This window comes from Maribacter stanieri, assembly GCF_900112245.1.
Classification (GTDB): domain Bacteria; phylum Bacteroidota; class Bacteroidia; order Flavobacteriales; family Flavobacteriaceae; genus Maribacter; species Maribacter stanieri.
Window position 1 is genome coordinate 116,290 of record NZ_FOYX01000002.1, and the last position, 24,041, is coordinate 140,330.

General features: G+C 35.6%; 24 protein-coding genes. 12 read left to right on the plus strand and 12 right to left on the minus strand.

The genetic code is table 11. The features are described 5' to 3' along the window. Positions 1 to 2: 2 nt before the first annotated feature. Both BM296_RS10875 and BM296_RS10880 read left to right on the plus strand, forming a co-directional pair. Positions 3 to 890 carry a hypothetical protein gene (locus BM296_RS10875; RefSeq protein ID WP_143099063.1) on the plus strand — a complete coding sequence of 296 codons (888 nt, stop codon included), beginning with the start codon at positions 3 to 5 and terminating at the stop codon, positions 888 to 890. 104 nt (positions 891 to 994) lie between these two features. Then, positions 995 to 1,774 (plus strand): hypothetical protein, encoded by a 780-nt coding sequence (locus BM296_RS10880; protein WP_143099064.1) that lies wholly within the window; start codon positions 995 to 997, stop codon positions 1,772 to 1,774. A 68-nt stretch (positions 1,775 to 1,842) separates the two neighbouring features. Here the strand turns inward: BM296_RS10880 and BM296_RS10885 are convergent, their stop codons facing one another. The 6 genes from BM296_RS10885 to BM296_RS10910 all read right to left on the minus strand — a co-directional run bounded on the left by BM296_RS10885 (position 1,843) and on the right by BM296_RS10910 (position 9,279). Continuing rightward, positions 1,843 to 2,487, minus strand: coding sequence for a thiamine phosphate synthase (locus BM296_RS10885; RefSeq protein WP_091903769.1), 645 nt, complete (start codon positions 2,485 to 2,487; stop codon positions 1,843 to 1,845). A 170-nt stretch (positions 2,488 to 2,657) separates the two neighbouring features. Continuing rightward, positions 2,658 to 3,998, minus strand: coding sequence for a DUF3526 domain-containing protein (locus tag BM296_RS10890; protein WP_091903085.1), 1,341 nt, complete (start codon positions 3,996 to 3,998; stop codon positions 2,658 to 2,660). Continuing rightward, positions 3,999 to 5,438, minus strand: a complete 1,440-nt coding sequence (locus BM296_RS10895; RefSeq protein WP_091903086.1) for an ABC transporter permease — start codon at positions 5,436 to 5,438, stop codon at positions 3,999 to 4,001. It abuts the gene before it with no gap. A 2-nt stretch (positions 5,439 to 5,440) separates the two neighbouring features. Then, the gene (locus tag BM296_RS10900) at positions 5,441 to 7,942 is read right to left on the minus strand and encodes a TonB-dependent siderophore receptor (RefSeq protein ID WP_091903087.1); all 2,502 of its coding nucleotides are present in this window, start codon (positions 7,940 to 7,942) and stop codon (positions 5,441 to 5,443) included. Positions 7,943 to 8,033: 91 nt separating this feature from the next. Next, positions 8,034 to 8,723 (minus strand): ABC transporter ATP-binding protein, encoded by a 690-nt coding sequence (locus BM296_RS10905; protein ID WP_091903088.1) that lies wholly within the window; start codon positions 8,721 to 8,723, stop codon positions 8,034 to 8,036. Between the two features lie 253 nt (positions 8,724 to 8,976). Continuing rightward, a complete protein-coding gene (locus BM296_RS10910) occupies positions 8,977 to 9,279 on the minus strand; it encodes a hypothetical protein (protein ID WP_091903089.1) in 303 nt (100 codons plus the stop codon). A 276-nt stretch (positions 9,280 to 9,555) separates the two neighbouring features. Here BM296_RS10910 and BM296_RS10915 point away from each other — a divergent pair, with 276 nt between their 5' ends. Beyond that, the gene (locus tag BM296_RS10915) at positions 9,556 to 10,155 is read left to right on the plus strand and encodes a DUF6642 family protein (protein ID WP_091903090.1); all 600 of its coding nucleotides are present in this window, start codon (positions 9,556 to 9,558) and stop codon (positions 10,153 to 10,155) included. Positions 10,156 to 10,173: 18 nt separating this feature from the next. On the opposite strand, the gene BM296_RS10920 is transcribed toward BM296_RS10915, so the two are convergent. Further along, positions 10,174 to 11,238: a Kelch repeat-containing protein gene (locus BM296_RS10920; RefSeq protein ID WP_091903091.1), complete on the minus strand. Its 1,065-nt coding sequence runs from the start codon at positions 11,236 to 11,238 to the stop codon at positions 10,174 to 10,176. 33 nt (positions 11,239 to 11,271) lie between these two features. Then, on the minus strand, positions 11,272 to 11,472 hold the full coding sequence (locus tag BM296_RS19310) for a hypothetical protein (protein WP_143099065.1): 201 nt from the start codon (positions 11,470 to 11,472) through the stop codon (positions 11,272 to 11,274). A gap of 237 nt (positions 11,473 to 11,709) precedes the next feature. On the opposite strand from BM296_RS19310, the gene BM296_RS10925 reads away from it, so the two are divergent. Then, entirely contained in the window at positions 11,710 to 11,937 is a 228-nt protein-coding gene (locus tag BM296_RS10925; RefSeq protein WP_091903092.1) for a CDGSH iron-sulfur domain-containing protein, read from the plus strand. Between the two features lie 483 nt (positions 11,938 to 12,420). After that, complete coding sequence (locus tag BM296_RS10930; protein WP_091903093.1) at positions 12,421 to 14,865, plus strand: T9SS type B sorting domain-containing protein; 2,445 nt, start codon at positions 12,421 to 12,423, stop codon at positions 14,863 to 14,865. Between the two features lie 279 nt (positions 14,866 to 15,144). Here the strand turns inward: BM296_RS10930 and BM296_RS10935 are convergent, their stop codons facing one another. Next, the gene (locus tag BM296_RS10935; RefSeq protein ID WP_091903094.1) at positions 15,145 to 16,059 is read right to left on the minus strand and encodes a helix-turn-helix domain-containing protein; all 915 of its coding nucleotides are present in this window, start codon (positions 16,057 to 16,059) and stop codon (positions 15,145 to 15,147) included. 154 nt (positions 16,060 to 16,213) lie between these two features. Here BM296_RS10935 and BM296_RS10940 point away from each other — a divergent pair, with 154 nt between their 5' ends. From BM296_RS10940 to BM296_RS10965, 6 genes are all read left to right on the plus strand, one after another. After that, positions 16,214 to 16,996 carry a hypothetical protein gene (locus tag BM296_RS10940; RefSeq protein ID WP_073244545.1) on the plus strand — a complete coding sequence of 261 codons (783 nt, stop codon included), beginning with the start codon at positions 16,214 to 16,216 and terminating at the stop codon, positions 16,994 to 16,996. A gap of 36 nt (positions 16,997 to 17,032) precedes the next feature. Then, on the plus strand, positions 17,033 to 18,148 hold the full coding sequence (locus tag BM296_RS10945; protein WP_091903096.1) for an alpha/beta hydrolase: 1,116 nt from the start codon (positions 17,033 to 17,035) through the stop codon (positions 18,146 to 18,148). Positions 18,149 to 18,179: 31 nt separating this feature from the next. Then, positions 18,180 to 18,713 (plus strand): nuclear transport factor 2 family protein, encoded by a 534-nt coding sequence (locus BM296_RS10950; RefSeq protein ID WP_091903097.1) that lies wholly within the window; start codon positions 18,180 to 18,182, stop codon positions 18,711 to 18,713. Between the two features lie 206 nt (positions 18,714 to 18,919). Then, positions 18,920 to 19,360 (plus strand): nuclear transport factor 2 family protein, encoded by a 441-nt coding sequence (locus BM296_RS10955; protein WP_091903098.1) that lies wholly within the window; start codon positions 18,920 to 18,922, stop codon positions 19,358 to 19,360. Between the two features lie 15 nt (positions 19,361 to 19,375). Then, positions 19,376 to 20,095, plus strand: coding sequence for a carboxymuconolactone decarboxylase family protein (locus BM296_RS10960; RefSeq protein ID WP_091903099.1), 720 nt, complete (start codon positions 19,376 to 19,378; stop codon positions 20,093 to 20,095). A 13-nt stretch (positions 20,096 to 20,108) separates the two neighbouring features. After that, positions 20,109 to 20,582, plus strand: coding sequence for a cupin domain-containing protein (locus tag BM296_RS10965; RefSeq protein ID WP_091903100.1), 474 nt, complete (start codon positions 20,109 to 20,111; stop codon positions 20,580 to 20,582). A gap of 485 nt (positions 20,583 to 21,067) precedes the next feature. On the opposite strand, the gene BM296_RS10970 is transcribed toward BM296_RS10965, so the two are convergent. Continuing rightward, positions 21,068 to 21,262: a cold-shock protein gene (locus tag BM296_RS10970; RefSeq protein WP_091903101.1), complete on the minus strand. Its 195-nt coding sequence runs from the start codon at positions 21,260 to 21,262 to the stop codon at positions 21,068 to 21,070. A 539-nt stretch (positions 21,263 to 21,801) separates the two neighbouring features. Between BM296_RS10970 and BM296_RS10980 the strand changes: the two genes are divergently transcribed. After that, positions 21,802 to 22,272: an FKBP-type peptidyl-prolyl cis-trans isomerase gene (locus BM296_RS10980; protein WP_091903102.1), complete on the plus strand. Its 471-nt coding sequence runs from the start codon at positions 21,802 to 21,804 to the stop codon at positions 22,270 to 22,272. Here BM296_RS10980 and BM296_RS10985 read toward each other — a convergent pair. Continuing rightward, positions 22,265 to 23,506, minus strand: coding sequence for a hypothetical protein (locus tag BM296_RS10985; RefSeq protein WP_091903103.1), 1,242 nt, complete (start codon positions 23,504 to 23,506; stop codon positions 22,265 to 22,267). The two genes, BM296_RS10980 and BM296_RS10985, sit on opposite strands and share 8 nt — an antisense overlap. Beyond that, entirely contained in the window at positions 23,506 to 24,012 is a 507-nt protein-coding gene (locus tag BM296_RS10990; protein ID WP_091903771.1) for a TlpA family protein disulfide reductase, read from the minus strand. Before BM296_RS10990 ends, BM296_RS10985 begins: the two co-directional genes overlap by 1 nt. Positions 24,013 to 24,041: the final 29 nt, after the last annotated feature.

The following is a 24,041-nucleotide window of genomic DNA, read 5'->3' on the forward strand; positions in this document are numbered from 1 at the left end:
ATATGAAGCACATCCCATTTAAAATGTTGCTAAAGAAATCATATCTCTATATCGTTTTTATCTTTTTGGGTTGTACGTCTACCAAAACAAAAAATCAGAACACAAACAGTTCTAATGCTGAACCTACTATCATACAAACACAAAACGAAACTGTTAAAGCAAAGCCTTTTATTCAAAATTTGGGTTTAGATGATCATTCATACATCAGTCTAACACCACCCCAAACAGAATCAACGATCCATCATAAAGATTCGCTTCTACAAGAGCATAGTAATACTCAACTAAGTAGTAGTTCTGAGGAGGTTAAGTTTAATAGCGATAGTCCCGTAGCGGATAGAATTGTTCAAAATTATCTGAATAGCGAAATTAAAGAGCCTGGCGGACATTGCCTTACCGTAAGTAAAACTCGGTTTGAAAAGGCATACAAAGAAGTGCACGGTCATTTGCCTTATCAAGATTTTCCCGATAGTATGGCTACGGCTACATATACTTCTAAACAGGTATTTAACTTGCTTTATGTGACTGCTTCTAAACCAGATAAAAGCTGGCAAAGCCTTCCCGAAAATTATAGGGGCAAAGGTAATGCGGGTGCTATTACCTACGCCGGTATGGGAACTTTAGTCGATTCTACCGGTATTTGGGGCGGAAAATTAAAACCGGGTGCCCTTATGCAAGTCTGGCGGTATAAAGAAGATTTTATAGAGGTGGTACAAGGTGCCGATGTTGCAAAACTAGATCCTTACGGACATTCGTTTATTTTCATAAACTATGTACGTGATGACAAAGGTGTAATTACCGGACTCCGGATTGCGGATCAGGGTTTTCAGAGTTACAGACCACTAGTGCCTAGAGATTATGATGTCTGGTGGGCAGTGAACCTAAGCGTTTAGCCAACGCATAAAAAGCATCATAAAACTTTAACTTTTTATATGTAATTTACTCAGTACTAATACGTTCTAATCATAGTATCTTATCCCTAAATCTATTGTAACCTATGTTTCTTTTTTCGATACTTCTTTCTTTAGGCTTTTCTAATGATATCTCACCTAAAACAAATAGGGTGATGCATCATAGTACTGCTGCTGTAAGAATTTCACCTGTATCGAAATCAACTAATTTTAAGGAAGAAAAAACACTCGTGCTCAACATAACATCAGATTCTATCGCTGATTCTTATGCCAGTACTAAAGAAGATGCCCATCAACTTCGGTTGCGCTTAAAAGAAGATTTACGGGCAGGTACTATTTCTATCGATCATATTAAAACAGCTTTTGCCGATCAACTGGTAGATAAAATTATACCGCACTGGTATGGTACTCCGTGGAGTTTTGGCGGACATACTGCTACGCCTAATGAAGGTAAAATTGCATGTGGTTATTTTATTTCAACCACTCTGCGAGATATGGGAATTAATATCAACCGTTATAAATTGGCTCAAAAATCGCCCATAGACGAGGCTAAAATGATCAGTTGTGGTTCGATAATTACTCAAGTGGAACAAGAAACCCATGAAAAAGCGTTTGAAGAAATAGATACATTAACCCAAGAGGGACTTTATTTTATAGGTTTTGATGAAGGGCATGTGGGCTATCTTTTAAAACGGGAGGGCGAACTTTTCTTAATACACTCCAACTATCTTAACCCGGTGTCTGTTTGTATGGAAACTTTTAAAGAATCACGCGTTTTTAATCGTTTCACCAAATTTCATCTCGTAGCCATTTCTCATAATGATGCCTTATTACAACGTTGGTTAGACAACGGTACTGTTATGTAATTTTGCATGACTGCATTGAACTTACTTATATCATAAACATATACCATAGCGCTTTTTAGCGCTATTTTTTATTCAAAAGTATGTCGTTGTTCTGCAGTTGAAGATGCTTGCAGTAATTGGTGAAATGTCTTTATACTATCAAAATTGCTGGTAATTTCTTCTGATACCGCAATGCCAGATACTCCTGCTTCTAATAACCCTTTCACATCTGCCGTAGTAATACCACCAAAAGCAATAATTGGGGTTTCAGTTTTTAAAGCTTCTACTAGTAACATGTACCCATTTAAACCCAAAACCGGACTCTTATCTTCTTCGTTGATATTTGCTTTAAACGGACCTAAATTGATATAATCAACTTCTTTGGTCAATAGTGTTTCTGCGTCTTGTAAGGTGTTTGCCGTACCACCAATCATTTGCCAAGTGTATAGCAGTTTTCGTACTTCGGTAGGGGAGGTAGCTGTTTTATCTAATACAACACCATCTGCTTTAATGGTATGTGCAATCTTAAACTGATTCTCAATGATCAACCGCGTCTGAAAATGTGAAGTGATCTCTCTAGCTTCTTCGGCTATTTTTAAAAACTTCTTTTCTGATACATCTTCTAAACCTAACTGCACCAATTCTATACCCGAAGTACACGCCTTTTGTATATTTTCCAATACCTCTTTTGGTGAATTTCCTTTTGGTATGTAATGTAATTTAGGAATAATCATGTCCATATTTTTTGATGTAAATGTTGTAGTATTTAAGTTGGCAAAGTTACGGATGTATAAATGTATATTTCTGATTTAAAGTTGAAATTGAAAAAATAAATTTACTATTTACAATGACTTTTTTCACTAAATATATTAGGGCTAGAGTTGTTATCTAGCCCTAATCTTTTTTATAATTTTTGAAGGTTCCACATGCCAAATACTCCAATGACCAAAGTAACCATCAACGTAGGTAGTATTATATAAAACCAATTAAAATCACGGTTAATAGCATAGTATTTAGCTTCGTGTTCTTGCCAATTTACAGCGTCTGCCGTTTTATTGTCAAAAATTTTAGTGTAAAAACCTAAACGTAGATTTTCATGAAACTCCGTTAAGGCTTTTAAGAAATTTATGTGGCTAATCATATCCGTACCAGCTAGCGTATTAAAACTAAGTTGAGCGTGCATTGTAGGTACAAAGAGTGCAAACTTCTCACTTAAATTATTACGGAGCATTATTTTTTCGGTCATTTGTGCGCTTGTTTCCTTTGCCGCCAAATCACCCATATGTTGCATACCATAATACCAGATCCAACTAAATTTATCTTGGGGCACTTGGTAGTTTTTATATTGGGGATAAGCTTCATAAAATCCGGTCATGGTAACATCCTTTTCCAAATCCCATTTTTCATGATACCCATCGCGCTGTTCTACCATCGCGTGTAAGGCTTCGGGCACTTGATATTTGTTTATTACATAACTATTTACCATCGCCGGAATTAAAATTGTCAGTACCACCCAAATAGAGATTAAAGCCAATGCATTAAAACTTGATTTTTTTTGCAAAGAAATCATCCATAGGCATAATACGCTCCAAAACGTTATATACAAAAGGCTTTGAAGAAATAACGCCCAGAAATTTTGATTCATTGGTATATCAAGAATAGCACTTGCCATAAACAGCAATACAATTAGAACCGTAAAGACAAAAAGTATTCTTACCACTAATTTTTTGAGCAAAAAATTAGCTCTTTTAGCGGTTTGCGACGCCAATATTCGCCACGTGCCCAGTTCTTTTTCTTCTGAATACAAATTAAAAGTCATGGCTATTAATACCAAAGGAAATAGATATATAATAACGAAACTTAAATCTAAATTACCTGACATAAGTAATGATGGATTTTCAAAATCGGTATCATATTTTTGCCCTTCTAAACCCCTAATGGTCACCGCTTGCATAAGAGGATTAACATCGCTCTGACCAATTGAAATTGCGCTAATATTCGCTGGTTTTTTTATTAGCGTAAAGCGCAGGTAATATAAGAGTAAACCCAAATCATCTTTATGATAATTTATATTTCTCTTGATACTTTCTTCCTGAAATTCTTGAGCGGCACTAATTGTTTTTTCCTGTTTTACCAGGTATTGTTTGCCTATTAAAATACCAATGACCCCAACGGTCATTAATAATATTAGACCTACCAAAAATATCTTTGTTCTAAAAAATGATTTAAATAATAATCGATACATCTAAATTGCTTTTAAGTTATTAGATAATTTAAACAGGCCATAAAACAATATGAATCCCCAAAACAGTAAGGCTAGTATGGAAATCAATTCATTTTGAAAGACCTTACGAATACTCATAAATTGATATTGAAAAGGTGGAAATTCTTTCCAAAAATCACTAGAAATAGTATTAGGTCCGGCTTTTCCACTATTTGGTATAAATTCCATTTGCAACTGATTCATTTCTTGTGCTAGATTATAGCGATACGTTTCTGCCATATCCTTAAAATGAAGAAAGGATTGAAAATCTGTTCCAGAGAAAGCCATGGATATATTTTTAATAGCGGTATAGGGGTTTATAAATGCAGAATAGCGTTCTAAATTATTCTGCTTGGCATAAACCTTATACAATCTGTCTTGATGTTCCAAGTATATTTTAGTACTTAAGGTTTCTCCCTTGGCCATTATAAAACCACCATAATTAAAAGGAAGGTCATTTGTAGAACTCACGTTATTAGCCAAAAGAACTGAATCTTTTATGGCTTTAAAATGTGCATCATCTGGATTATGACTATCGCCTTGCAATGAAAGATCATGTTCTACAGCCGTTTCCATTTCAATCTTAGAAGGAGTAGGGTATAGGTAGTACCCAATTGCCTGTAATGATTTTGGAACTATAATTACAAATAGCAACCAAACGCCCAAGAGCTTCACCAATGCACTCTTAGCTGTAGCACTAAAAGCCGATACTAAAATTGTAATTGCACTAAGAATTCCAAAAAACAACACATAGGAAAGTAATAGTACTCCGTATCTCATTAAACTTGTACCTGAACTGGTGTCATGAGTACCAAACAGTACAAAGCATAATAAAATAAGAAATATGGGTATTAGAAAAATTAGAGATAAATTGTAAAGACCAAGCCACTTACCACAAACAATTTCTTTTCTGGTAATACCTTGACCAATCAATAATTTTAAGGTACCATTTTCTCGTTCTTCGGCAATTGTTGCAAACCCAAGATAAAAAATCAGTAAGGGTACAATCACTTTTAAAAGCATTGCCAAACTTACTTCGCCAAAACGTAAAAGCCCGGTAGACATACTAGCTTCAGAAAAATTGACCGTATTCTGTTTATGTGCTTCTAGAAATACGGCGTTTCCAACAAAATTTTCCATTCCCAGATCAAAAACACTTAGTATATGTTTTATTCTAAGCGCAAAGGAACCGTAATGTGCCATTCTATGCGGGTGCTTATCTGGATTGTTTTCCCAACTTTCTTGCACTTCATCTTGAATTGCATCTCGTGCATAGTTCTGATCATGGTAATTTTCCCAACCGCTGTAGCCAGAAAAACAAACTAGTAAGATCATTAAACCCAAAGCCACTACCATGACCTTAGATCTAAAAACATCTTTGCACAGTTGGTGTGCCAACAAAAAGATTACATTTTTTCTCATCTCTAGAATTTATAGGTTGCGTTTAATAAAACATTTCTAGGGGCGCCCGGACCTAAACGTGAAGGATTTAGACCACCTAACCAATACGTTTCATTAAATAGGTTGTTCGCCTTTAAGGTTAACTGTATGCCGGTATTATTAGGCTTGTAATAAAGAGCACCATCAAAAATTGTATATGCAGGTAATAATACTCTGCCAGTGTCATATGTTGGGTTATACCACGTATATCTCTCATCTACATATTGCGCACCTAAACCAAAGCCAATACCTTTTAGAATGGTATTGGAATGAAAATCATACCTACCCCAAACATTTGCATTATGCTTTGGAGCACCACCAATGCGCTCTCCTATATATTCCTCAATAGCATCTTCTTCAATTGTAGCATCTGTAAAAGCATATGACATCGTTAATTGTAAATTAGACAACAGGTACCCAGAAATATCGGTTTCAAAACCTCTACTTCTTTGCTCGCCCCTTGTTGTTAAGTTATCCAGGTCATACGTATCACCGAGCAAGAGGTTTTTTTGGGTAACATTAAAAATTGCAAGATTGGCGAATAACTTGCCTTTTAAGAATTCTCCTTTAGCACCTATTTCCGTTAAGCTACTTTCTAAAGGATCAAATCTACTTGGTGAAGCCGACCAAAAGAATCCTTCTGCTGTAGGAGACAAGGATACCGTGTTGGTATGTGGCTGAAAGCCTTCTAAATACGTAGCATAGGCACTAATATTTTTGGTTACCTCATAGGTAAGGCCAATTCTAGGTACCAATGCACTTGTGGTAAATTCTTCTTCATCAACCTTATAGTTGAAAATATCTGTAAACCACTCATATCGTAAGTTTAACAATGCTGAAAATTTACCGACCTTGAACTGGTTTTGAATATAGATACCATTAGAGGTGTTTAAGTTTGCAGGTATAAATAATTCTGCAAGGTTATAACTATTGGTATTTCTAGCTCCGTTGAAAGGATTTTCCAAATTAAAATGCGGAACCGCCGGTACTGGCATAGTTACCCCATCTACAGCCATTTGTTGAAAATTATCTGGATTACTAGGGTCGTAATTAGCCTGTCCGCCACTTACGGTCAAATATCTTCTGGCACGTAGAAAACCAGCTCCTATTTGTCTTTCCCATCGGGTAGCATCATATCCCACTAAAATTTTATTAGTGATGTTCCCCTTTTTTATATCATAATTAAAGTAGGTACTAAAGTTATCCGTTTCCCAAAATTGTTGTCTCTGGTCATATCGCATTCGTGCCAAGGTAGGTATCACATTACCATCTATATCTACTGCAGTGCCATCAACTCTATGCTCAGCTAAATCTTCGTTCCAGGTTTGTTTCATGAACTGGGCATTGAAACCAAAGTTCTCCGTAAACTTATGACCAAAGTTTGCCATGAATATGAGCTCCTTAGTTTTGTAATGATCATTAGATGCACCAACATTTCTAGAAATAGGCGTACTATTCAAATCGTACTCACCATTAATGGCACCAAAAATTGGCTGACCTCTATCTAGGTTTCCTTCGGCGTTATTATAAATCATTTCTACATTTAAAGAGGTATTTTCGTTAGGGATATAACTAAATGACGGTGAAATTAAAATGGCATTGTTATTTACAACATCCCTAAAAGAATCTGCTTCTTGAAACGCTGCATTGAAACGATATAATAGGGTTTTAGAGTCATTTAAAGGTCCTGTAAAATCAGCCGTTGCTCTAAGTGTTCCAAAACTTCCCGCAGTAAAGCTTATTGAACTTCTTTTTTCTGTCAATGGCTTTTTCGTTACCATATTTACAGTTCCACCGGGATCGGCACTAGAAAACGTTACAGAGGAAGGTCCCTTAATCACTTCTACACGTTCTAAATGAGAGGTGATAGGTTGCAAAAAATAGTACTGTCTTGTACGCATACCATTAAGCATTTGACCATCATCTGCTTGCGTAATCCCTCTAATGTTATAATGATTGTATAAACCAGTAGCCGACACACTACTTACCGTTTTTACGGCATCTGGTAATTGAAATGCCAGACGGTCATCAATAAGCTCTTTGGTTACGGTAGCCACTGCTTGCGGTAATTCTTTGTTTTTGATAGCTACCTTGGTTGCAGAAAATGAATATTCACTATTGTAATCCGTTCTAAGACGACCAGTGACCTCTACCGACTGTAATTGCTCTACAATTTCCTGTAGAACCAAGGTTCCTAAATCATAGTCCGTTAATTGGGTAAATTCTTTTTGAAAACTGGTTATTTTAGTACCAATATAACTTACAGTAAGTAGATAACTTCCTGTATTGGAAAGCTCAAAATTATACGTTCCGTCTTCATTGCTGATAGTTCCGCCAGATTTTTCAATGTTTTTTTCAGAGTAAGCAATTGTTGCCCCAAAAATGGGTATCCCCTCATTATTTGTAATTTTTCCTTTTACTGAGATTTGAGCAAATGATAGGTTAAATGCAAATGCCATCAGAAAGATTATAATATAGTTTTTCATAAGTGTGTACTTCATTTTGTGCTTTGTAACACGAAACTTTCAACTACTACTTCATTGATCTGAAGAATATATGTATTGAAAGTGTTATGTTTTATATGGTTTCTAAGTAGAGTTGATTTAATTGACCTGCGTCTATATCGCTTGATTTAATTTGTTGTACTAGCGAACCTTCTTTCATAATGCCTATGGTCGTCGCCAATTCTACAGCATTAAAAATATCATGGGTAGCCATAAAAATAACTTTGCCCATTTCTGCCAGCTCTTTACAGATTTTCGTGAATTCTGAAGTTGCTTTAGGATCTAGTCCAGAAGTAGGCTCATCCATAAAAATAACAGCTGCATTTTTGGCAAGTGCAATGGCAATTCCTACTTTTTGACGCATTCCTTTAGAATAGGTAGATAACCTTCTTTGATGCGCCTCTGATTGAAGTCCTGTTTTATTTAAAAAAGTTTCTAATTCTGAGGTGGAATAAGAAAAACCGGCCAAGCGACTAAAAAAATCAAGATTTTCAACTCCAGATAAGTTGCCATATAGCTGAACGGTCTCTGGAATATAGGCGGTAAGGTGACTGGTCTCGTCTATACCTACTTCTTTATCACCAATAAAGGCTTGGCCATTATCCATTTTAATGAAGCCTAAAAAGATATTTATTGTAGTTGTTTTACCTGCTCCATTTTGACCTAAAAGACAAAATATTTCGCCTTTGGCAACTTCAAAAGTTACGATCTTTAATGCAAGTTTACCATCGTACGACTTTGTTATGTTTATTGCTTTTAACATAAAAAAAATGTTTGAGTTAATTATGAAAGTGAATGCTACAAACAGTCAATTATAACTGTACTACACAGTAAACTGATGTTTGAGAATTTTGAGAAATATCCGAAAAGAATGAATGGGAAGTCCACCGTTTGCAAACTATGTTCGCATACAAATAATTAAAAAATAGAGACCTAAAAACGGTCAAATATGTACAACTAGTTTATAAACAAGATGCACCTATTCTGTAATTAGAATGGTTAGTAAAAAAAATGGACTATGTGAATAGTGGGGGAGGCCTGGTAAAGAGAAAACTCGATAAATATTGCTTGTTTAAAGAAACAAACAGCGCTTTATCATTAATTTTTTGTTCTGTAAAATAAAAATCTACAGGTGGTAAGGCAATAGTTTCCGTTTCAATTAGCGGTATAAAATTTACTGCAATTGAAATATGACAAACTTCGCAATGCTGAATAGCTGAATCGTCATCTTGATGCGCAAATGCATGTAATGATGCCACATTGAATAATAAAAACAATGCGACAAAAAACGAAGTAATAAAGTTTTTACCGTTTTTCATAATCAATGTTAAAAGTAGCCAATATTTTAAATCTAACTAGAAATATTAAAAAAATGTTAGTGTAAAATACAATCACACATGTAATTAAATAATGTTAAACAATACAAAATCAAAACTATAGGCGTAAATACGTAATGCGTAATTAATAGAAAAACTAAACTTTATATATTGCTTTTAATCATTAGAGTTAAAAATAATTGGCACCTATTTTATTTTAAAACACTAAAAAAAATAAAACAGTTACAGTAATTTTGTAGTTCATATAATTACAGCATATTGCTAGAGAAAAGAAATCAATTACCCCAAGAGCAATTTATAGATGAAGAAAACTTCATTTATTGTTTAGAAGGCGTTCAAGATATAGAAACGGATAAGGTTACCGAAGCTCAAGAAAGCTTGGAGCAACTGGCCATGAAATATGGCATAGCAAGTATTTACAAAACCTGTGATACCATTGAAGGATTAGAAGATAGCTTAAATGCCCTGGTCTTAGATGATCACAATTTTAAGGACTATGAAATCATCTATTTGGTAATGCATGGTGAAGCCAACAGTATTTGCTTAAACGATTACTATTATACCTTACAGGAAATTGCAGAGCTATTTGAAGGCCGATTGAAAGGAAAGATTTTACACTTCTCCAACGCAAAAATTCTAGATTTAGACGAAGAGGAAGCGCAATTTTTTTTAGATATTTCCAATGCAAAAGCTGTGTCTGGTTATGGCAATGCATTTAACGGAGTAAGCAGCGCCAACCTTGACAAGGCTTTCTTTAACTTATTTAAAGAAGATGATGATATGTTTGAAGTGGTAGAAGAGCTACACCAAAGACATTACAATATCTGTAAGTTGCTTGATTTCAGATTGTATTATTAAACCGCTACCTAAAACAAATCACTTACTCTTCAATTTGATCTCAAGCACTTGATCGCTGTTGTAGACAATTTTCAAACCTGCTTGTTGATTCGTTGATTTACCTATCTGTTTAATAACAATAGGCATTTCTTCTCCCGTTGGTACCAAAATATGTTCAACTTTTGACTCAATTTGATACTGATTTCTAGCATCTCCTGTAAGTGCTATTGTACTGATAAAGCAGCCCGTATTACCTCCCGTATTTTTTAGATATATAGTCGTATCGGTACCAATTGGTATTTCAACTTCTGACTTAGCACTTAGCTTTGAACCTACAAGTGCTTTCCCTTTTGGGTTGTCTTCGCCATACACCTCCATATTCCTTTGATTTCCACCGGCACGTACCGGTGATCCCGCTGCTATATGAATTCCATTTCCCGAAAGTATTGCCTGAGTACCATGTCTAGCATAGTTCATATCCTGCTTTTTAGACCACAAACCTGATTTAGGATTATAGGCTTCAACAAGTTTATAAGCTGGTCCTGCTTCTTCACCTTCACCGCCCATTACAAAAAGCTCTCCGTTATAAACTACAATACCAGGAGCAGCTCTTGGGGTCGGTAAATTTTCAGATAATACAGACCAGCGTTTTACCTCAAAATCATAGGTATCAACTATTGCTGGTAACGGTGCAAACACTCCGCCTTCGCCACCAGATTGTCTTCCGCCAGCGGCATATAATTTATTTTCGATCACAGCAGCACTAAAATGATCCCGTTGTTGAGAAGCATTTTCTAATACAGTCCAGGTATTGGCTTTTGGGTCGTATTCATCAAACCAGTTGACATAACCGCCATCATGACCAATAGTATTACCACCAATGACATAGAACTTATCTTTGTACATAACCAAACCTGCACCACCTCTTCTTCTGTTTTCAGGAATCTCAGGACCTTGAATCCAATTGTCTGTAGGTGGGTGATATAACCATACATGTTCTTCAGGAATTTCTCTCGGAAAATTATTGGTCTTAAACGCTGCTACCACCCAAATAAAACCTTCATAGGCCGTTGCCTGAAAATGATTAAACTCTTTGGGCGCCATTCTACCGGTACTCCAAGTGTTATTCTTATAATCTTAGATATCTAATTTTTGAGCAGATTCGCGACCTCCAAACAATACAAATTTATCACCAATTTGCACAAATGAGCATTCGTGCCGCGCCGTATAATTTTCGCTTTCATTCTTGTCGATCCATTTATCCGTATGGTTTTTATTCATTTGACATAATCCTAAAAAAGGTATTAAAATAAATAAATAGCTCAATAAATTTTTCATATTTGATTTATATTTTGATGAATAGATATTGTCATCTGGACTATAATAGTATACTATTTAATTGGTTTATGGTTAATAGGGGAGTTAGCAGTTAAAGTGAAATTTACATTGTAAAAAGAGTATAAATAAAAGAAGCAATTATATGTTGTTTTAAAATTAATAACTCTTAAGTATTCAAGATAAAAATTAAATCTATATTCCTATTTTTACCAAAATCAAATAGAAGAATTTAATAGTATGAGCAAAACAAAACTAACCATAAATAGTAATGGGTCTGTAAAAGTAGAAGGAGATTTTGAAATTGTAGATAGCCAAGGTAATTCATATAACTTACAAGGTAGAACAGCGTTAGGTATATGTCGTTGCGGACTTTCTAATAACAAACCTTTTTGCGATGGCTCACACAGAAATCATTTTGAGCACGAAGCAACAGCTTTCGATTTACCCCCAATGAAAAAGCGTTAATACATATTAATTATTTCTTTTTAATGGACTTCTCTCATAAAAAAGCAATAATTAGTTTTTATTTTTTTACATAATTATCAAGGAATAATCCTCCTTTAGATTACAGGACTTATAACGCAACTATATAAAATAGCGCTCAAATGTGCTATTCACTTATTTGTTATAATTGTTCTATAATGTCTTGCGTTATGGAACTTTGCTTTGGAAAAGCAAAGTATTTACTACCACTTTTCTTTAAATTTTTTCTTCTAAAAGCTTTCTTCTCAAAAGGTAATGGAACACTTATTATGCGAGCCGACGGTAGGAGGTGAGTGTAATGTGTGTGGAATGGGATTGTATATTTAAATAATGAAATTTATAAAGTAAATTTTTCGGCCGTTAACATTTGTTTCAATGACATTGTAACCCAATACATGGTAGTTTACCGAATAGATTAGTGCTTATTTGGCAAGGAAATTATATTAGTTTGTATTTCCGTAAATTATGAAATTCAATCTAATACTTACACTTATTTTCACTCTTGTTTTCGGTTCTTTATATTCACAGGAATGGTTATTAAATTTCAAATTTACCGAACCCATAAGGGCAGCCGAAAATGATTTTGGAAATTCTGTTTCTACATATAATAATCTGGCAGCTTTTGGGTCATCTTCCACAAATGTAGAAGCTCTTGAAAATGCCGGAAAAGTATATTTGGCGAAAGCCGATTGTAATGGCTGGACCATATATCAAGAAATTTCCTCTCCAGAACCACAAAACTATTGCTATTTTGGACGAAAGGTTTTTTTAAAGGAAAACACATTATTAATTTCTGGTTGTGACCCTCAAAATAGGGGAGCAGTTGTTTATGTGTATGAGAAGGATGCTAACGATTCATTCATCTATAAACAAAAACTTGTAAGTCCATTTGATATTGAAAACGAAGGGTTTGGGTATCAATTTGACCTCGCAGGTAATAATATGGTTGTTACGGCCATTAATAGAAGTGTGGTAGGGTCCTCCTATCATGATTTGTATCCCCTTACCCAAGGAGTTGCTTATATATACCACAAGGATAATACTGGTAATTGGTTATATGCACAACGGATTGCGGCCAGTGACGGTAAGCCACAGGCTCATTTTGGTGTTTCTGTTGAGATAGATGGGGATGATTTGATCATAGGGGCTCCGAGAGAGGGAAACATTGCAGGTGCCGCGTATGTTTTTAACAAGAACCCATTGACTAATCTATGGTACGAAGTTGATAAACTTGTTGCATATGATCATAGAGGAAATCAGACCAAATTTGGTAATAATGTTAGAATAGACAATGGCACAATTGCCGTTTCTTCTGGTCAAGATCCAAATTATCCTTATGACAATCTTATCCCAAATGTTGCCAACGGTACCGGGGCCGTATATATATTTAAAAAAATAGAAAACCAGTGGTTTCCACATCAAAAACTTACTGTTACGGATAGTCTATCGGAGGAGTTGTATTTTGGCAACGGCCTAGACTTATACAATGATCAGATTGCAGTAGGAGGTCAAGATAAATTTTACGATCCTACAGGTAGTCTCTCCGCTATCTATGGCCGCGTTTATATGTTTAAAAGAGATGTGGACGGTCTTTGGAAGGAATATCAGATGATAATGCCTAAACTTAATTATACCAGCACCTATGGAGGAAATATTTCCATCCATCAAGAAAATATGTTTGTTAGTGCCAAGTGGGATAGCTATGATTCGGAAGACAGTAATTTTATAGCCAGCGCAGGCTCTGTCTACTTATATAATACTTACCAGTTTCAACAGACACAAAAACCGGTTCTAAATACTATTCCAATTATCTATGCTTGTAATGATTCAGGTGACGGATTCTCCATTTTTAACTTGGCCGATATTGAAGAAAAATTAACAGAAAATGTAGATCAATACAATTTCATTTATAAGGATATAAATGGTTATCAAATTGAAGCTCCATTAACCGAAACCTATGCTAATTTTATTCCATATATGGAAAACATCAAGGTAAGAGTAGAGCACAAGAACAACCCAAATTGTTATGAGGAAACACAGATTGTGCTGCAAACATATCCTCCCATTGAACTAAATGAAATTTCAGGGTTGAATTCATGTGATGAATCCGGTACTGGACATGCATTTTTTGACCTATCAAATTTAAGTATGGCAATAGTTGAAAATACTAACCAATATGAGATTTCCTATTTTAATAGTGTAGGAGCTAATATTACGGAATATATTCAGGAGCCTTATCAAAATTCAGTTAAATATTTAGAGGAAATTCAGATACAAATTGTAGATAAGAATACATTATGTTCTAAGGAATTATATTTACCTCTAAATGTCATTACAACCATGGCATATGAAATACCTACAATACGATCTTGCCAATCTGAAACATCGGACAAAGTTATCTTTGATACCAGTAATATAAATTCTCAAATTTTAAAAGGGCAAACTAATAAAATAATTACCTATTATGACGCGGAGGGAAACATATTAGAATCGCCATTACCAAATCCTTTATCTATGGATTTTAATACCATCAAAATTATTAAAGTACTTGTTGAAGATATTACTTTTGGATGTTCTGTTGAAAACACTATTGTCTTTGATAGTTACTTTTGTTCTAAAAGTCCTGAAACCCCTTTAGAAATACCTTCCTTAACGATTAGAAATTTCTTTACACCCAATGAGGATGGCGCCTATGACACATGGCAACCTTATGAATTGGTATCAGTTGTTATTCAAGACTTCAGAACCTATATTTTTAATAGATATGGTAAGCTAATTACTACGCTAGAGAAACAGAGTTCATGGAATGGCATGTATAATGGTAAGCGTATGCCAGAGGATGATTACTGGTATCGAATAGTTAACCAAGATGGTACAAGTATTACTGGGCATTTTTCTTTAAAGAGATAACTGTGCAACCAATAATTTTACATAACCGTGGCAAAATAGATCAGTTATTAATTAATCTAATATCAAATGGCGCTTAATGCGCTAACCCCTAATTCAATCCATTCTGTATTATAATGTTCCGCGTTATGTAACTTGAGCTTTGATTAAAAGCGAAAGTATCTACAAATTTTCATTGATTTTTTTCTTTCTTTAAACTTTCTTCTCGAAGGTAATGGAACACTAATTAACTGACCGACGATAGGAGGGAAAGCAATGTGTGTGGAATGATTTTAACCTCAATTAATTAATAGAGGCCCTAAATTCTTTAGGCGAATGCCCTACCTTTTGTTTGAATAGACGACTAAAATGCTGTGGATATTTAAAACCCAATTCATATGCTATTTCACTTACTGATTTGTTAGGGTCAAAGATTTTTTCTTTTGCCACATCAATAAGTTTTATCTGTATATATTCTTGGGCAGATATTCCAGTTTCCTTTTTGACCAAATCTCCAAAGTAGTTTGACGACAGATGTAATTGGTCTGCGAAATAACCAACAGAAGGTAAGCCGTTAGTTTTAGGTTTATCTGATAAAAAATAATCCCTCAATAACGTATCAAACTTTTCTAAAGTGCCTTTATTGACAACTTCCCGGGTAATAAATTGGCGGTCGTAAAACCGTAGGCAGTAATCTAAAAACAACTCTATATTGGTCACGATCAGTTTCTTGCTGTGTTTGTCTATCGGCTGCTCCAATTCAAACTGAATTTTTTCCAACAAACTCAAAATCACTTTTCGTTCTTTAGCCGATAAATGCAATGCTTCATTGCTAGAGTAGGCAAAGAAATTGAACTCCTGAATCTTTTTAGCCAGGTTGGTGCCCAATAGCAGGTCTGGGTGAAAGAGTAATGCATAGCCTTTTGGTACATAATCGGGGGCGAACCCACCAAATTCAATGGTTTGGTTAGGCGCCATAAAGACCAATGTACCCTCATCATAATCATAAGAATTCCCGCCATACATCAATTTACACCCTACGGCATCTTTTAGGAAGATGGCATAGCAACTATAATGAAAACCGTCGTAAGGCATATTGGTGTATCCGCTTTTACTTACGTTGTCCAAATCTACAATACCCACCAACGGATGTAGCACTTCACAATTTCGCAGTTTAAAGTAATCTGCAATGGTTTTTATCTCTAAAATATTCTTCACGACCAATTGAATTTAAAATAAAGATAACCTATTGACTACCATGTAGTCAAACCCTGATCTTAAAATCTGTAATTATGGTATAAACATCCGTTATTTGGGTATTACTCAGCCTTCTTTCTTATCCTAATTTTGTTCTGAAAGAAATTAACCCCTTATGAATAAAGTAGTTACGTTAGTAGTGTCCCTTTTGTTATCAACCATGTACGCACAAGAAAGTGGTTCTGAAAATCACCCTAAATTTCTAGATGATTTTAGGGCTACTGCAAGTATTACCCATAATGGCGTATCATTGGTTCCTTCTTTTTCTTTAGGTGACCCTGCTTTGTTGTTCGATTTAAAGTTTACCAAGGGAAAGCTAAGTTTTGAACCCGATATGCGCTTTTCACTAGAAGGCAAACCATGGACCATGTTGTTTTGGTTACGCTATAAGGCAATTGAAAAAGAAAAGTTCTCGCTTAGAGTAGGCGCACACCCTGGACTCAATTTTAGAACGGTCAATGTAATTCGCAATGGGCAGAATGAGGAACTGTTAGAATCAAGAAGATATATAGGCGCAGAAGTGGTACCCAATTATAAAATAACAGAGCGATTTAGCGTAGGTATATATTATTTATATGGGCGTGGTCTAGATGAAGGTGTAAAAGAGACCAATTTCTTGGTAGTAAATGCTTCCTTTACACAAATACCCCTTTCAAAAACTGTATTTATGAATTTTACGCCACAAGTTTACTATCTTACTTCAGACAAATTAACCGGTTATTATACTTCTGCATTTTTGACCTTGGCGAAAAGAAATTGTCCCTTTTCTTTAACAGCGGTGGTAAACAAAGGAATCAGCACACAAATCTTGCCCGATGACGATTTTACATGGAGCGTGTTGTTGAATTATAGCTTTCCATCATCAGGAAAAGCTAGGAATTTGAAGAGAAAAATATAAAGTATCGATTAAAGATTCCCCAAAAAAAAGTAAATCATGATAAAGCTAAACTATCTATTTGTACTTGGAAGCACATTACTTCTTATTGGCTGTACCGAACAAAGCAAACAGGTAACTCAAAAACCTATAAAGTCTAATGATGTTATCTCTATTCAACAACAGGGTACTTTTGCCGTTGGCGGTACGGTTAAGAAAAGCCCAGGGGAATTTGACCCTATTGCTCACGGAGCATTCAATCCTTCAAATCAAAGTAATGTGGGACAAACGCTTCACGGGGACCATGCTTCGGTTTTATATCAAATTCCTACAGAACCACGTAATCTCCCATTAGTATTTTGGCATGGTTACGGTCAGTCTATGCGTACATGGCAAAGCACCCCAGATGGTAGAGAAGGCTTTCAAAGTATTTTTCTAAAAAAACGTTTCCCTGTATATTTATTAGATCAGCCCAGAAGGGGACTGGCAGGACAAAGTTCAGCACCAAAAACAATTGAGGCAAGAACCGAGGATCAACTATGGTTCGGTATATTTAGAATGGGAGAGGGAGTTAATTTTTATCCAGACATTCAGTTTTCGAAGGATCCCGAAGCTCTAAATCAATTTTTCCGTCGCAGTACTCCAGATACGGGACCTTTAAGTATCAATCTCAATATTGACGCTGTTACCGCATTGTTTGAAAAAATTGGGGAAGGAATACTTGTTACCCATTCCCACAGTGGCGGACAAGGTTGGAGTACCGCTCTAAAGAATGAGCGCATAAAAGGTATTGTAGCTTACGAACCTGGTAGTAATTTTATTTTTCCTAACAATGACATTCCAGACCCTATCGCTTATGTGGGCGGAACATTAAGTGCCAAAGGTGTTTCGATGGAAGAATTTAAAAAACTGACCAAAATCCCCATTGTAATCTATTATGGGGATTACATTCCTGAAAGTGAAGTCGAAAATCCTGGTCAAGATCAATGGCGTGCCGCACTTAGTATGGCAAAGAAGTGGACCAAAGCAGTTAATGATGCCGGAGGAGATGTAAGCTTAGTGGTATTACCTGAAATAGGAATTAAAGGCAACACGCACTTCCCAATGTCCGATTTAAACAATCAACAAATAGCCGATTTAATGTATGACTGGCTTAAAGAAAAAGAATTGAATTAAATATTTTAAAACATAGCTAACACTAAATATTATGAAAAGCATAAAGAGAATCACCCTTATTTTAGCCCTCATAGGAACTACTTTTTCAATTGCACAGGAGTCCATTATCCCGAAAGAGAAACTAGTAGATACCGTACATGAGAATGAAACGGAATATGATTCCTTAAAAAATACTGATACTATTAAAAAAGAGCTTTTAAAATTATCAAAAAACAAATGGCAATGGATGGCTGACAAGGATGTGGATAAATTGGCTGTGCTTTTCCACGACAAATCCAAATTTGTACATATGAGCGGCTCTTGGAAAAAAGACAAGGAACTTGAAATTATTGAATCGGGCAGCATTTGGTATAAAAACGCAGCGGTTCATGATGTCGCTGTGGAAGTATTTGGAGACAATACCGCTGTACTCTGGAATAGAATCACATTAACTGCCCACGTTCGTGGCAACGATGTTTCTAATGAATTTACCGTAACCGAAGTCTATAAAAAAGAAGCAAATGATTGGAAGCTGCTAGATTTAACCTTTAGCAGTGTGCGTGATACACACAAAATTGAACATTAATAACAACACAATCAACAGCGGTCAGTAGATAAATACATACATTTTATACAAAGTAATATATTAAATTATCAATTTAGGTCAGTTCGAGCGCAGTCGACAACTCTTGATTGGCAAAATCGGACTTCGACTGCGCTCAGCCTGACATTATCGCTATTAATTCAGCATAAAATAGGCAACTAATTACTAATCTCTAAAAATCAAAAACGATGAACACCAAAATAATTTTAATTGCACTTCTTTCTGTATTCAGCATTGGGCAAACATTCTCACAAACATTGGTCGAGCAAGAAATTAAAGAGCTCTCGAAAAACAAATGGCAATGGATGGCAGATAAGGACACCGAAAAACTGAGCCAACTATTTCATGAAAATGCCCAATATGTACACATGGGCGGATATTGGGGCACCGAGCGTGAATTGGGAATTATTAAAAGTGGCGGTATATGGTATAAAGAAGCGATTGTTAAAGATGCTACCGTAGCTGTAACGGGTGATACTGCGATACTACTTAACACCATTACCCTGGTGGCAGAAGTAGGCGGTAACGAAGTGACCAACCCGTTTGTAGTTTCCGAAGTATATCAAAAAATAGGGGGGAGCTGGAAACTGCTAAACCTCTCTTTTGTAAAACAGATGGTTAGGGAATAACAGATACAAAAAAGTATGAAAACAAGACTTATAATGGGTTTGTTGATTGTTATTGGATTTCAATTGAACGCTCAGAATACTGAAGTAGCTAAGGTTCGTTTATCCGAACAAGAAAAGGGTATCATTTTAATTGCTAGTTATACGGCACAAGGAAAGCTAGTAAAACTGGGGGATGCTCTAAACGAGGGATTGAACAACGGACTTACAATCAACGAAATCAAAGAGGTTTTGGTGCATTTGTATGCCTATGCCGGTTTTCCAAGAAGTATACGCGGTTTACAAACTTTTTTGGATGTGTTAGATGACCGAAAGAGTAAAGGAATAACAGATGATCGAGGAGTGGATGCATCTCCGATTTCCGAAACACAAGACAAATATGATAGAGGTAAGAAAATTTTAGAAAATTTGGTAGGTAGGTCTTTAGACGGACCAAAGCCTGCATATCAAGAATTTTCACCGGCGATGGACCGTTTCTTAAAAGAACATTTATTTGCCGATATTTTTGAGCGCGATGTGCTTAGCCATAAACAGCGTGAATTGGTAACCATATCGGTAATTGCAAGTTTGGGAACCTTAGAGCCCATGTTAAAAAGCCATTTAAATCTTTCGTTAAATGTAGGATGGCAGCCCGAGCAATTGCGGGAGTTTACCAAAGTACTAGATGGAACTACGACGACCGAGAACGCAAAGGCAGCAAAACTGGTACTTCAAGAAGTACTTGATAATCGAAAATAATAATAGTAGAGAAATGAAAATTAACCCCATATATAGCACATTTTTGATTTTAACCCTGTTGATTGGATGCAATGAAGCAACAGAAATTCATAAGGATGCTACTTTGTTTTCTAAAGGTGAAATAGTAACCAATGAAAATTTTACGGGCACCGCGTGGCTAAATATGTTGGCTACACCAGATAGTTTAAATACCATGTATGCCGGCTTGGTCACTTTTGAATCTGGCGCACGTACTAACTGGCATTCCCATCCCGCTGGGCAAATTCTTATCGTTACCAAAGGAGAGGGATATTACCAGGAAGAAGGAAAAAGTAAACGTATGCTTCGCCAAGGCGAAACCATAAAATGCCTGCCCAACATAAAACATTGGCATGGAGCTAGTCAAAATTCAGAATTTGCTCATATAGCAATTTCAAGTCGCGATAAAGGACCCGCGCAGTGGTTTAAACCGGTTTTAGACGAAGAATATAATGGTAAATCTGAATAATCCAAAAATTACAGAGATTCTTAATCTCTAAAATTTATATATTATTTGACATAATATTAGTGGTTAGTAAAAATTAAGAATCTTACTCAAGAGATATTTTAATTGATACGAATTAGTTAAAAACCTGTGAGTCGATGCGTTTACAAATTTTAGCTGTTGAAATAATATGACGAGAAGGCTGTAGAAAAAAACCTTGCACATATTTTTATATATGTTCAGCATATTATTTTTTTACATAATTACCAAGGAATAATCCTCCTTTAAATTACAGGACTTTTAACGCAACTATATAAAATAGCGCTCAAATGTGCTATTCGCTTATTTGTTATAATTGTACTATAATTTATATTATGTAAAATAGACTTTTTGAGAACTTGTACTCTATTAAGTCTAATACCATCACATAAGTCCTCCACTACCCAAAAATAAGAACAAAAAAAATGCCCATCATTGCTGATGGGCATTGCATTTAAAGTTTAAGCGTCTTAATCTATAACTGTTACGTTTACCGCGTTTAATCCTTTTTTTCCTTGGGTTAGCTCGAATTCGACTTCATCGCCTTCGCGAATCTCATCTACTAATCCTGAAATGTGAACGAAATGATCGTTCGTTGAACCTTCTTCTGTAATAAATCCGAAGCCTTTTGCATCGTTGAAGAATTTTACTGTTCCTTTATTCATTGTACTTTAATTAAATATTAATAATTACTGTTATCATTTCAAATATGATGCCACAAATTGAAAACAGGTCTTTTCATAGGTTGCGCTTACTTATTGATTCCAGTAATAATTCTAATTAAAGAGATGCTATTCTTCAGACTATACATGCCATACATTTAATGACGCAGAACAACTTATTTAAAAGCGCTAAAGTCAAAAAAATTAGGATCAATAAAAAAATTGCCGTATTTTAGTTTCGTAAAATAATAACAGTGACAACCACACCAAATTTTGTTCTACTTTCTGAAAACAATACCTACTATGTAGAGTATCTAATTGGACACCTTGTTTTAGCCAATAGCATTACGGAAGCTGTAATCTTTGAGTCTCAATCTCAAGCGATTAAATTTCAAAAATACCTTTACAAAAATTGTAGTGTTCGCTTTTCTGTAAACACGTTTATTGCATAACCGCTATTCCCTATCACACATTAATGGTTAAATACTTCTTAATTCAGTTCAAAGTATTTAAGCAACAACTATCTTCCCAAAAAAAATAATATGAAATACATTGCTATCCTTCTTCTTGTAACTACTATGGTTTCTTGTGGATCTTCTGATGATACCAAACCTATAGTTGTTGAACCCATTGATTATACTACTATTAACGAAGAAGAAATTAATGCCTATTTAACCGCAAATGATTTGGTATCGGAAACAACTGCTTCTGGATTACATTATATCATAGAAAACCAAGGTGATGGAGCAAAACCAACTGCTACGTCTAACGTAACCGTTGCCTACAGAGGTTATTTTTTAAACGGCAATGTTTTTGACCAAAGTACTGAAGGGTTAGCTATTGGTCTTGATCAAGTTATTGCGGGTTGGACAGAAGGTATTCCCCTTTTCAATGAAGGAGGCAATGGTGTATTGTTAGTACCTTCTCACCTAGGCTACGGTAGTTTTGACTACAGCTCTATACCTGGTGGTTCTGTATTAGTTTTTGATATTGAATTGCTTTCGGTTAATTAAAAGAAAACGCATCTACAGACATCTTTGCCGTACGTACTTGAGTTACAGCGGCAACTTGCTCTGTCCATGCAAAATATAATGTTTCTTCTACCATTTCCATTTGTGGGAATCCAGATTTACGAGAATCCGCCATTTTGGTAATCACTTGTTGTTTTGATGTAGTTCCGTCTTTTCTAACAATCATCGCTTTAAAAAGGGCTGACTTATCATTGGCTTCCATCCAACTCACTACGGCGTTATCCTCATCTGTCCAAAGTACATCTACCCTACCCATAATTATACCTTCTGCAATTACTATTGGTGCTGTAAATACTTCCCCACCATTTGAAGAAAAAGATACTTGAACTTTTGGTGCATTTTCGGCACCGGTAAACCAAGCAACTACCACATTGTTACCCAAAGCATCTACTTTAGGTCCGTTTACCGGGCATCCTTTTATTTGCCAGTTGTCTACATGTATTGCTTTTGGTGCTGTCCATTCTCCAGCTACTTGACGAACGATACTTATATCACGTATTTCATCTGCTGAACGATCACGGTATATTACTATTGGTCCGTTATCCGTAATAACAGAAGTCGTCTGGCAACAATCGCAAGTTCTAGCATCCAATTCGTACTCTTCTAACATTTCGCCGGTAACAGAAACAATACCTGCACGTAACGACATGGCTCCCCGCTCCCCTACTTCATTTTCTTCTGTATTTCTGCCATCTAGCCAGTTCACAAAAAAATGGTCATTATACGGCACTATACTTACAAAACCATGTTCGGTTGGTGTACCATCGGTATGTAGCGGCAAATCTGTTTTCCATTCGGTCGCACCCTTAGGTTTTACATTCATTTTAATGTCATAGGAATACGTACCCGCTGTCGATTTCTTTAATACATGAGACCACAAACTACCATTGTTCTCGGTAATCATAGGGTAATCTGCCCAATTTACAAACCAATCTGTACCAGTCAGTATATTTTTAGAACTTTGCCATTTGCCATCTACCAATTCTGAATATTTCATAGTTGCCAAAGTGTCTCCTGAAGTTTCTACCCATGATAGTAATGCCACATCTTTATTGGACATTAAATATGGCAATGCGCTACTTTCTTTAGCCGGAGAAGTCAATTCTTCTACCACCTTCACTTCAACTTCATCAGCTGCAGTTGGTTTTGCCGCTTCTTTACAACCAAAAATTAGACTTATGGTTACTAACAAATAATAAAAGGATGATTTGCGCATTAGTGTACTGTTCGTAATTTCTCAATCATTTCTGGACTATCCCATTTCAATCCGCCATCAAAACGTAACACCTGCTCCCCTACTTCATTATATATAAATGTTGCTGGCAAGGCGCTTACATTTTCTTTGGCATACATACCATTGAACTTGATGAATTCTAAGTCGAATCCTCGTGCTTCTTTAAATTTTACAATCTTCTTTACAGATTGATCGGACGCAAATAAGAAAACATAATTTTCTTGTTCCAAAATGTTTTGCGCTTTCTCCATATCTGGCATTTCTTCTATACACGGTCTACACCATGTTGCCCAATAATTTAACAAGATACGCTTACCCTTGTAGTCGCTTAATTCTATAGGGTTTCCTTCTAAATCTTCATATGTAGCAGAAGGTACCTTTTCAACCTCGGTTTCTATAACTGCTGTGTTCGGTGTAGTAGTTTTGGCATCTTTGCACCCTATGAAGGTAATTGCTAAAGCCAAGAAAAATAGTGGTCGTAAATACATACCCAAATATAACATTTCATACTATGATA

Excerpts from the sequence above, each read along its gene's own strand:
- BM296_RS10875 (WP_143099063.1), top strand. The coding sequence starts at position 3 with ATGAAGCACATCCCATTTAAAATGTTGCTAAAGAAATCATATCTCTAT.
- BM296_RS10880 (WP_143099064.1), top strand. The coding sequence starts at position 995 with ATGTTTCTTTTTTCGATACTTCTTTCTTTAGGCTTTTCTAATGATATC.
- BM296_RS10885 (WP_091903769.1), bottom strand. The coding sequence starts at position 2,487 with ATGATTATTCCTAAATTACATTACATACCAAAAGGAAATTCACCAAAA.
- BM296_RS10890 (WP_091903085.1), bottom strand. The coding sequence starts at position 3,998 with ATGTATCGATTATTATTTAAATCATTTTTTAGAACAAAGATATTTTTG.
- BM296_RS10895 (WP_091903086.1), bottom strand. The coding sequence starts at position 5,438 with ATGAGAAAAAATGTAATCTTTTTGTTGGCACACCAACTGTGCAAAGAT.
- BM296_RS10900 (WP_091903087.1), bottom strand. The coding sequence starts at position 7,942 with ATGAAAAACTATATTATAATCTTTCTGATGGCATTTGCATTTAACCTA.
- BM296_RS10905 (WP_091903088.1), bottom strand. The coding sequence starts at position 8,723 with ATGTTAAAAGCAATAAACATAACAAAGTCGTACGATGGTAAACTTGCA.
- BM296_RS10910 (WP_091903089.1), bottom strand. The coding sequence starts at position 9,279 with ATGAAAAACGGTAAAAACTTTATTACTTCGTTTTTTGTCGCATTGTTT.
- BM296_RS10920 (WP_091903091.1), bottom strand. The coding sequence starts at position 11,238 with ATGGCGCCCAAAGAGTTTAATCATTTTCAGGCAACGGCCTATGAAGGT.
- BM296_RS19310 (WP_143099065.1), bottom strand. The coding sequence starts at position 11,472 with ATGAAAAATTTATTGAGCTATTTATTTATTTTAATACCTTTTTTAGGA.
- BM296_RS10925 (WP_091903092.1), top strand. The coding sequence starts at position 11,710 with ATGAGCAAAACAAAACTAACCATAAATAGTAATGGGTCTGTAAAAGTA.
- BM296_RS10930 (WP_091903093.1), top strand. The coding sequence starts at position 12,421 with ATGAAATTCAATCTAATACTTACACTTATTTTCACTCTTGTTTTCGGT.
- BM296_RS10940 (WP_073244545.1), top strand. The coding sequence starts at position 16,214 with ATGAATAAAGTAGTTACGTTAGTAGTGTCCCTTTTGTTATCAACCATG.
- BM296_RS10945 (WP_091903096.1), top strand. The coding sequence starts at position 17,033 with ATGATAAAGCTAAACTATCTATTTGTACTTGGAAGCACATTACTTCTT.
- BM296_RS10950 (WP_091903097.1), top strand. The coding sequence starts at position 18,180 with ATGAAAAGCATAAAGAGAATCACCCTTATTTTAGCCCTCATAGGAACT.
- BM296_RS10955 (WP_091903098.1), top strand. The coding sequence starts at position 18,920 with ATGAACACCAAAATAATTTTAATTGCACTTCTTTCTGTATTCAGCATT.
- BM296_RS10960 (WP_091903099.1), top strand. The coding sequence starts at position 19,376 with ATGAAAACAAGACTTATAATGGGTTTGTTGATTGTTATTGGATTTCAA.
- BM296_RS10965 (WP_091903100.1), top strand. The coding sequence starts at position 20,109 with ATGAAAATTAACCCCATATATAGCACATTTTTGATTTTAACCCTGTTG.
- BM296_RS10970 (WP_091903101.1), bottom strand. The coding sequence starts at position 21,262 with ATGAATAAAGGAACAGTAAAATTCTTCAACGATGCAAAAGGCTTCGGA.
- BM296_RS10980 (WP_091903102.1), top strand. The coding sequence starts at position 21,802 with ATGAAATACATTGCTATCCTTCTTCTTGTAACTACTATGGTTTCTTGT.
- BM296_RS10985 (WP_091903103.1), bottom strand. The coding sequence starts at position 23,506 with ATGCGCAAATCATCCTTTTATTATTTGTTAGTAACCATAAGTCTAATT.
- BM296_RS10990 (WP_091903771.1), bottom strand. The coding sequence starts at position 24,012 with ATGTATTTACGACCACTATTTTTCTTGGCTTTAGCAATTACCTTCATA.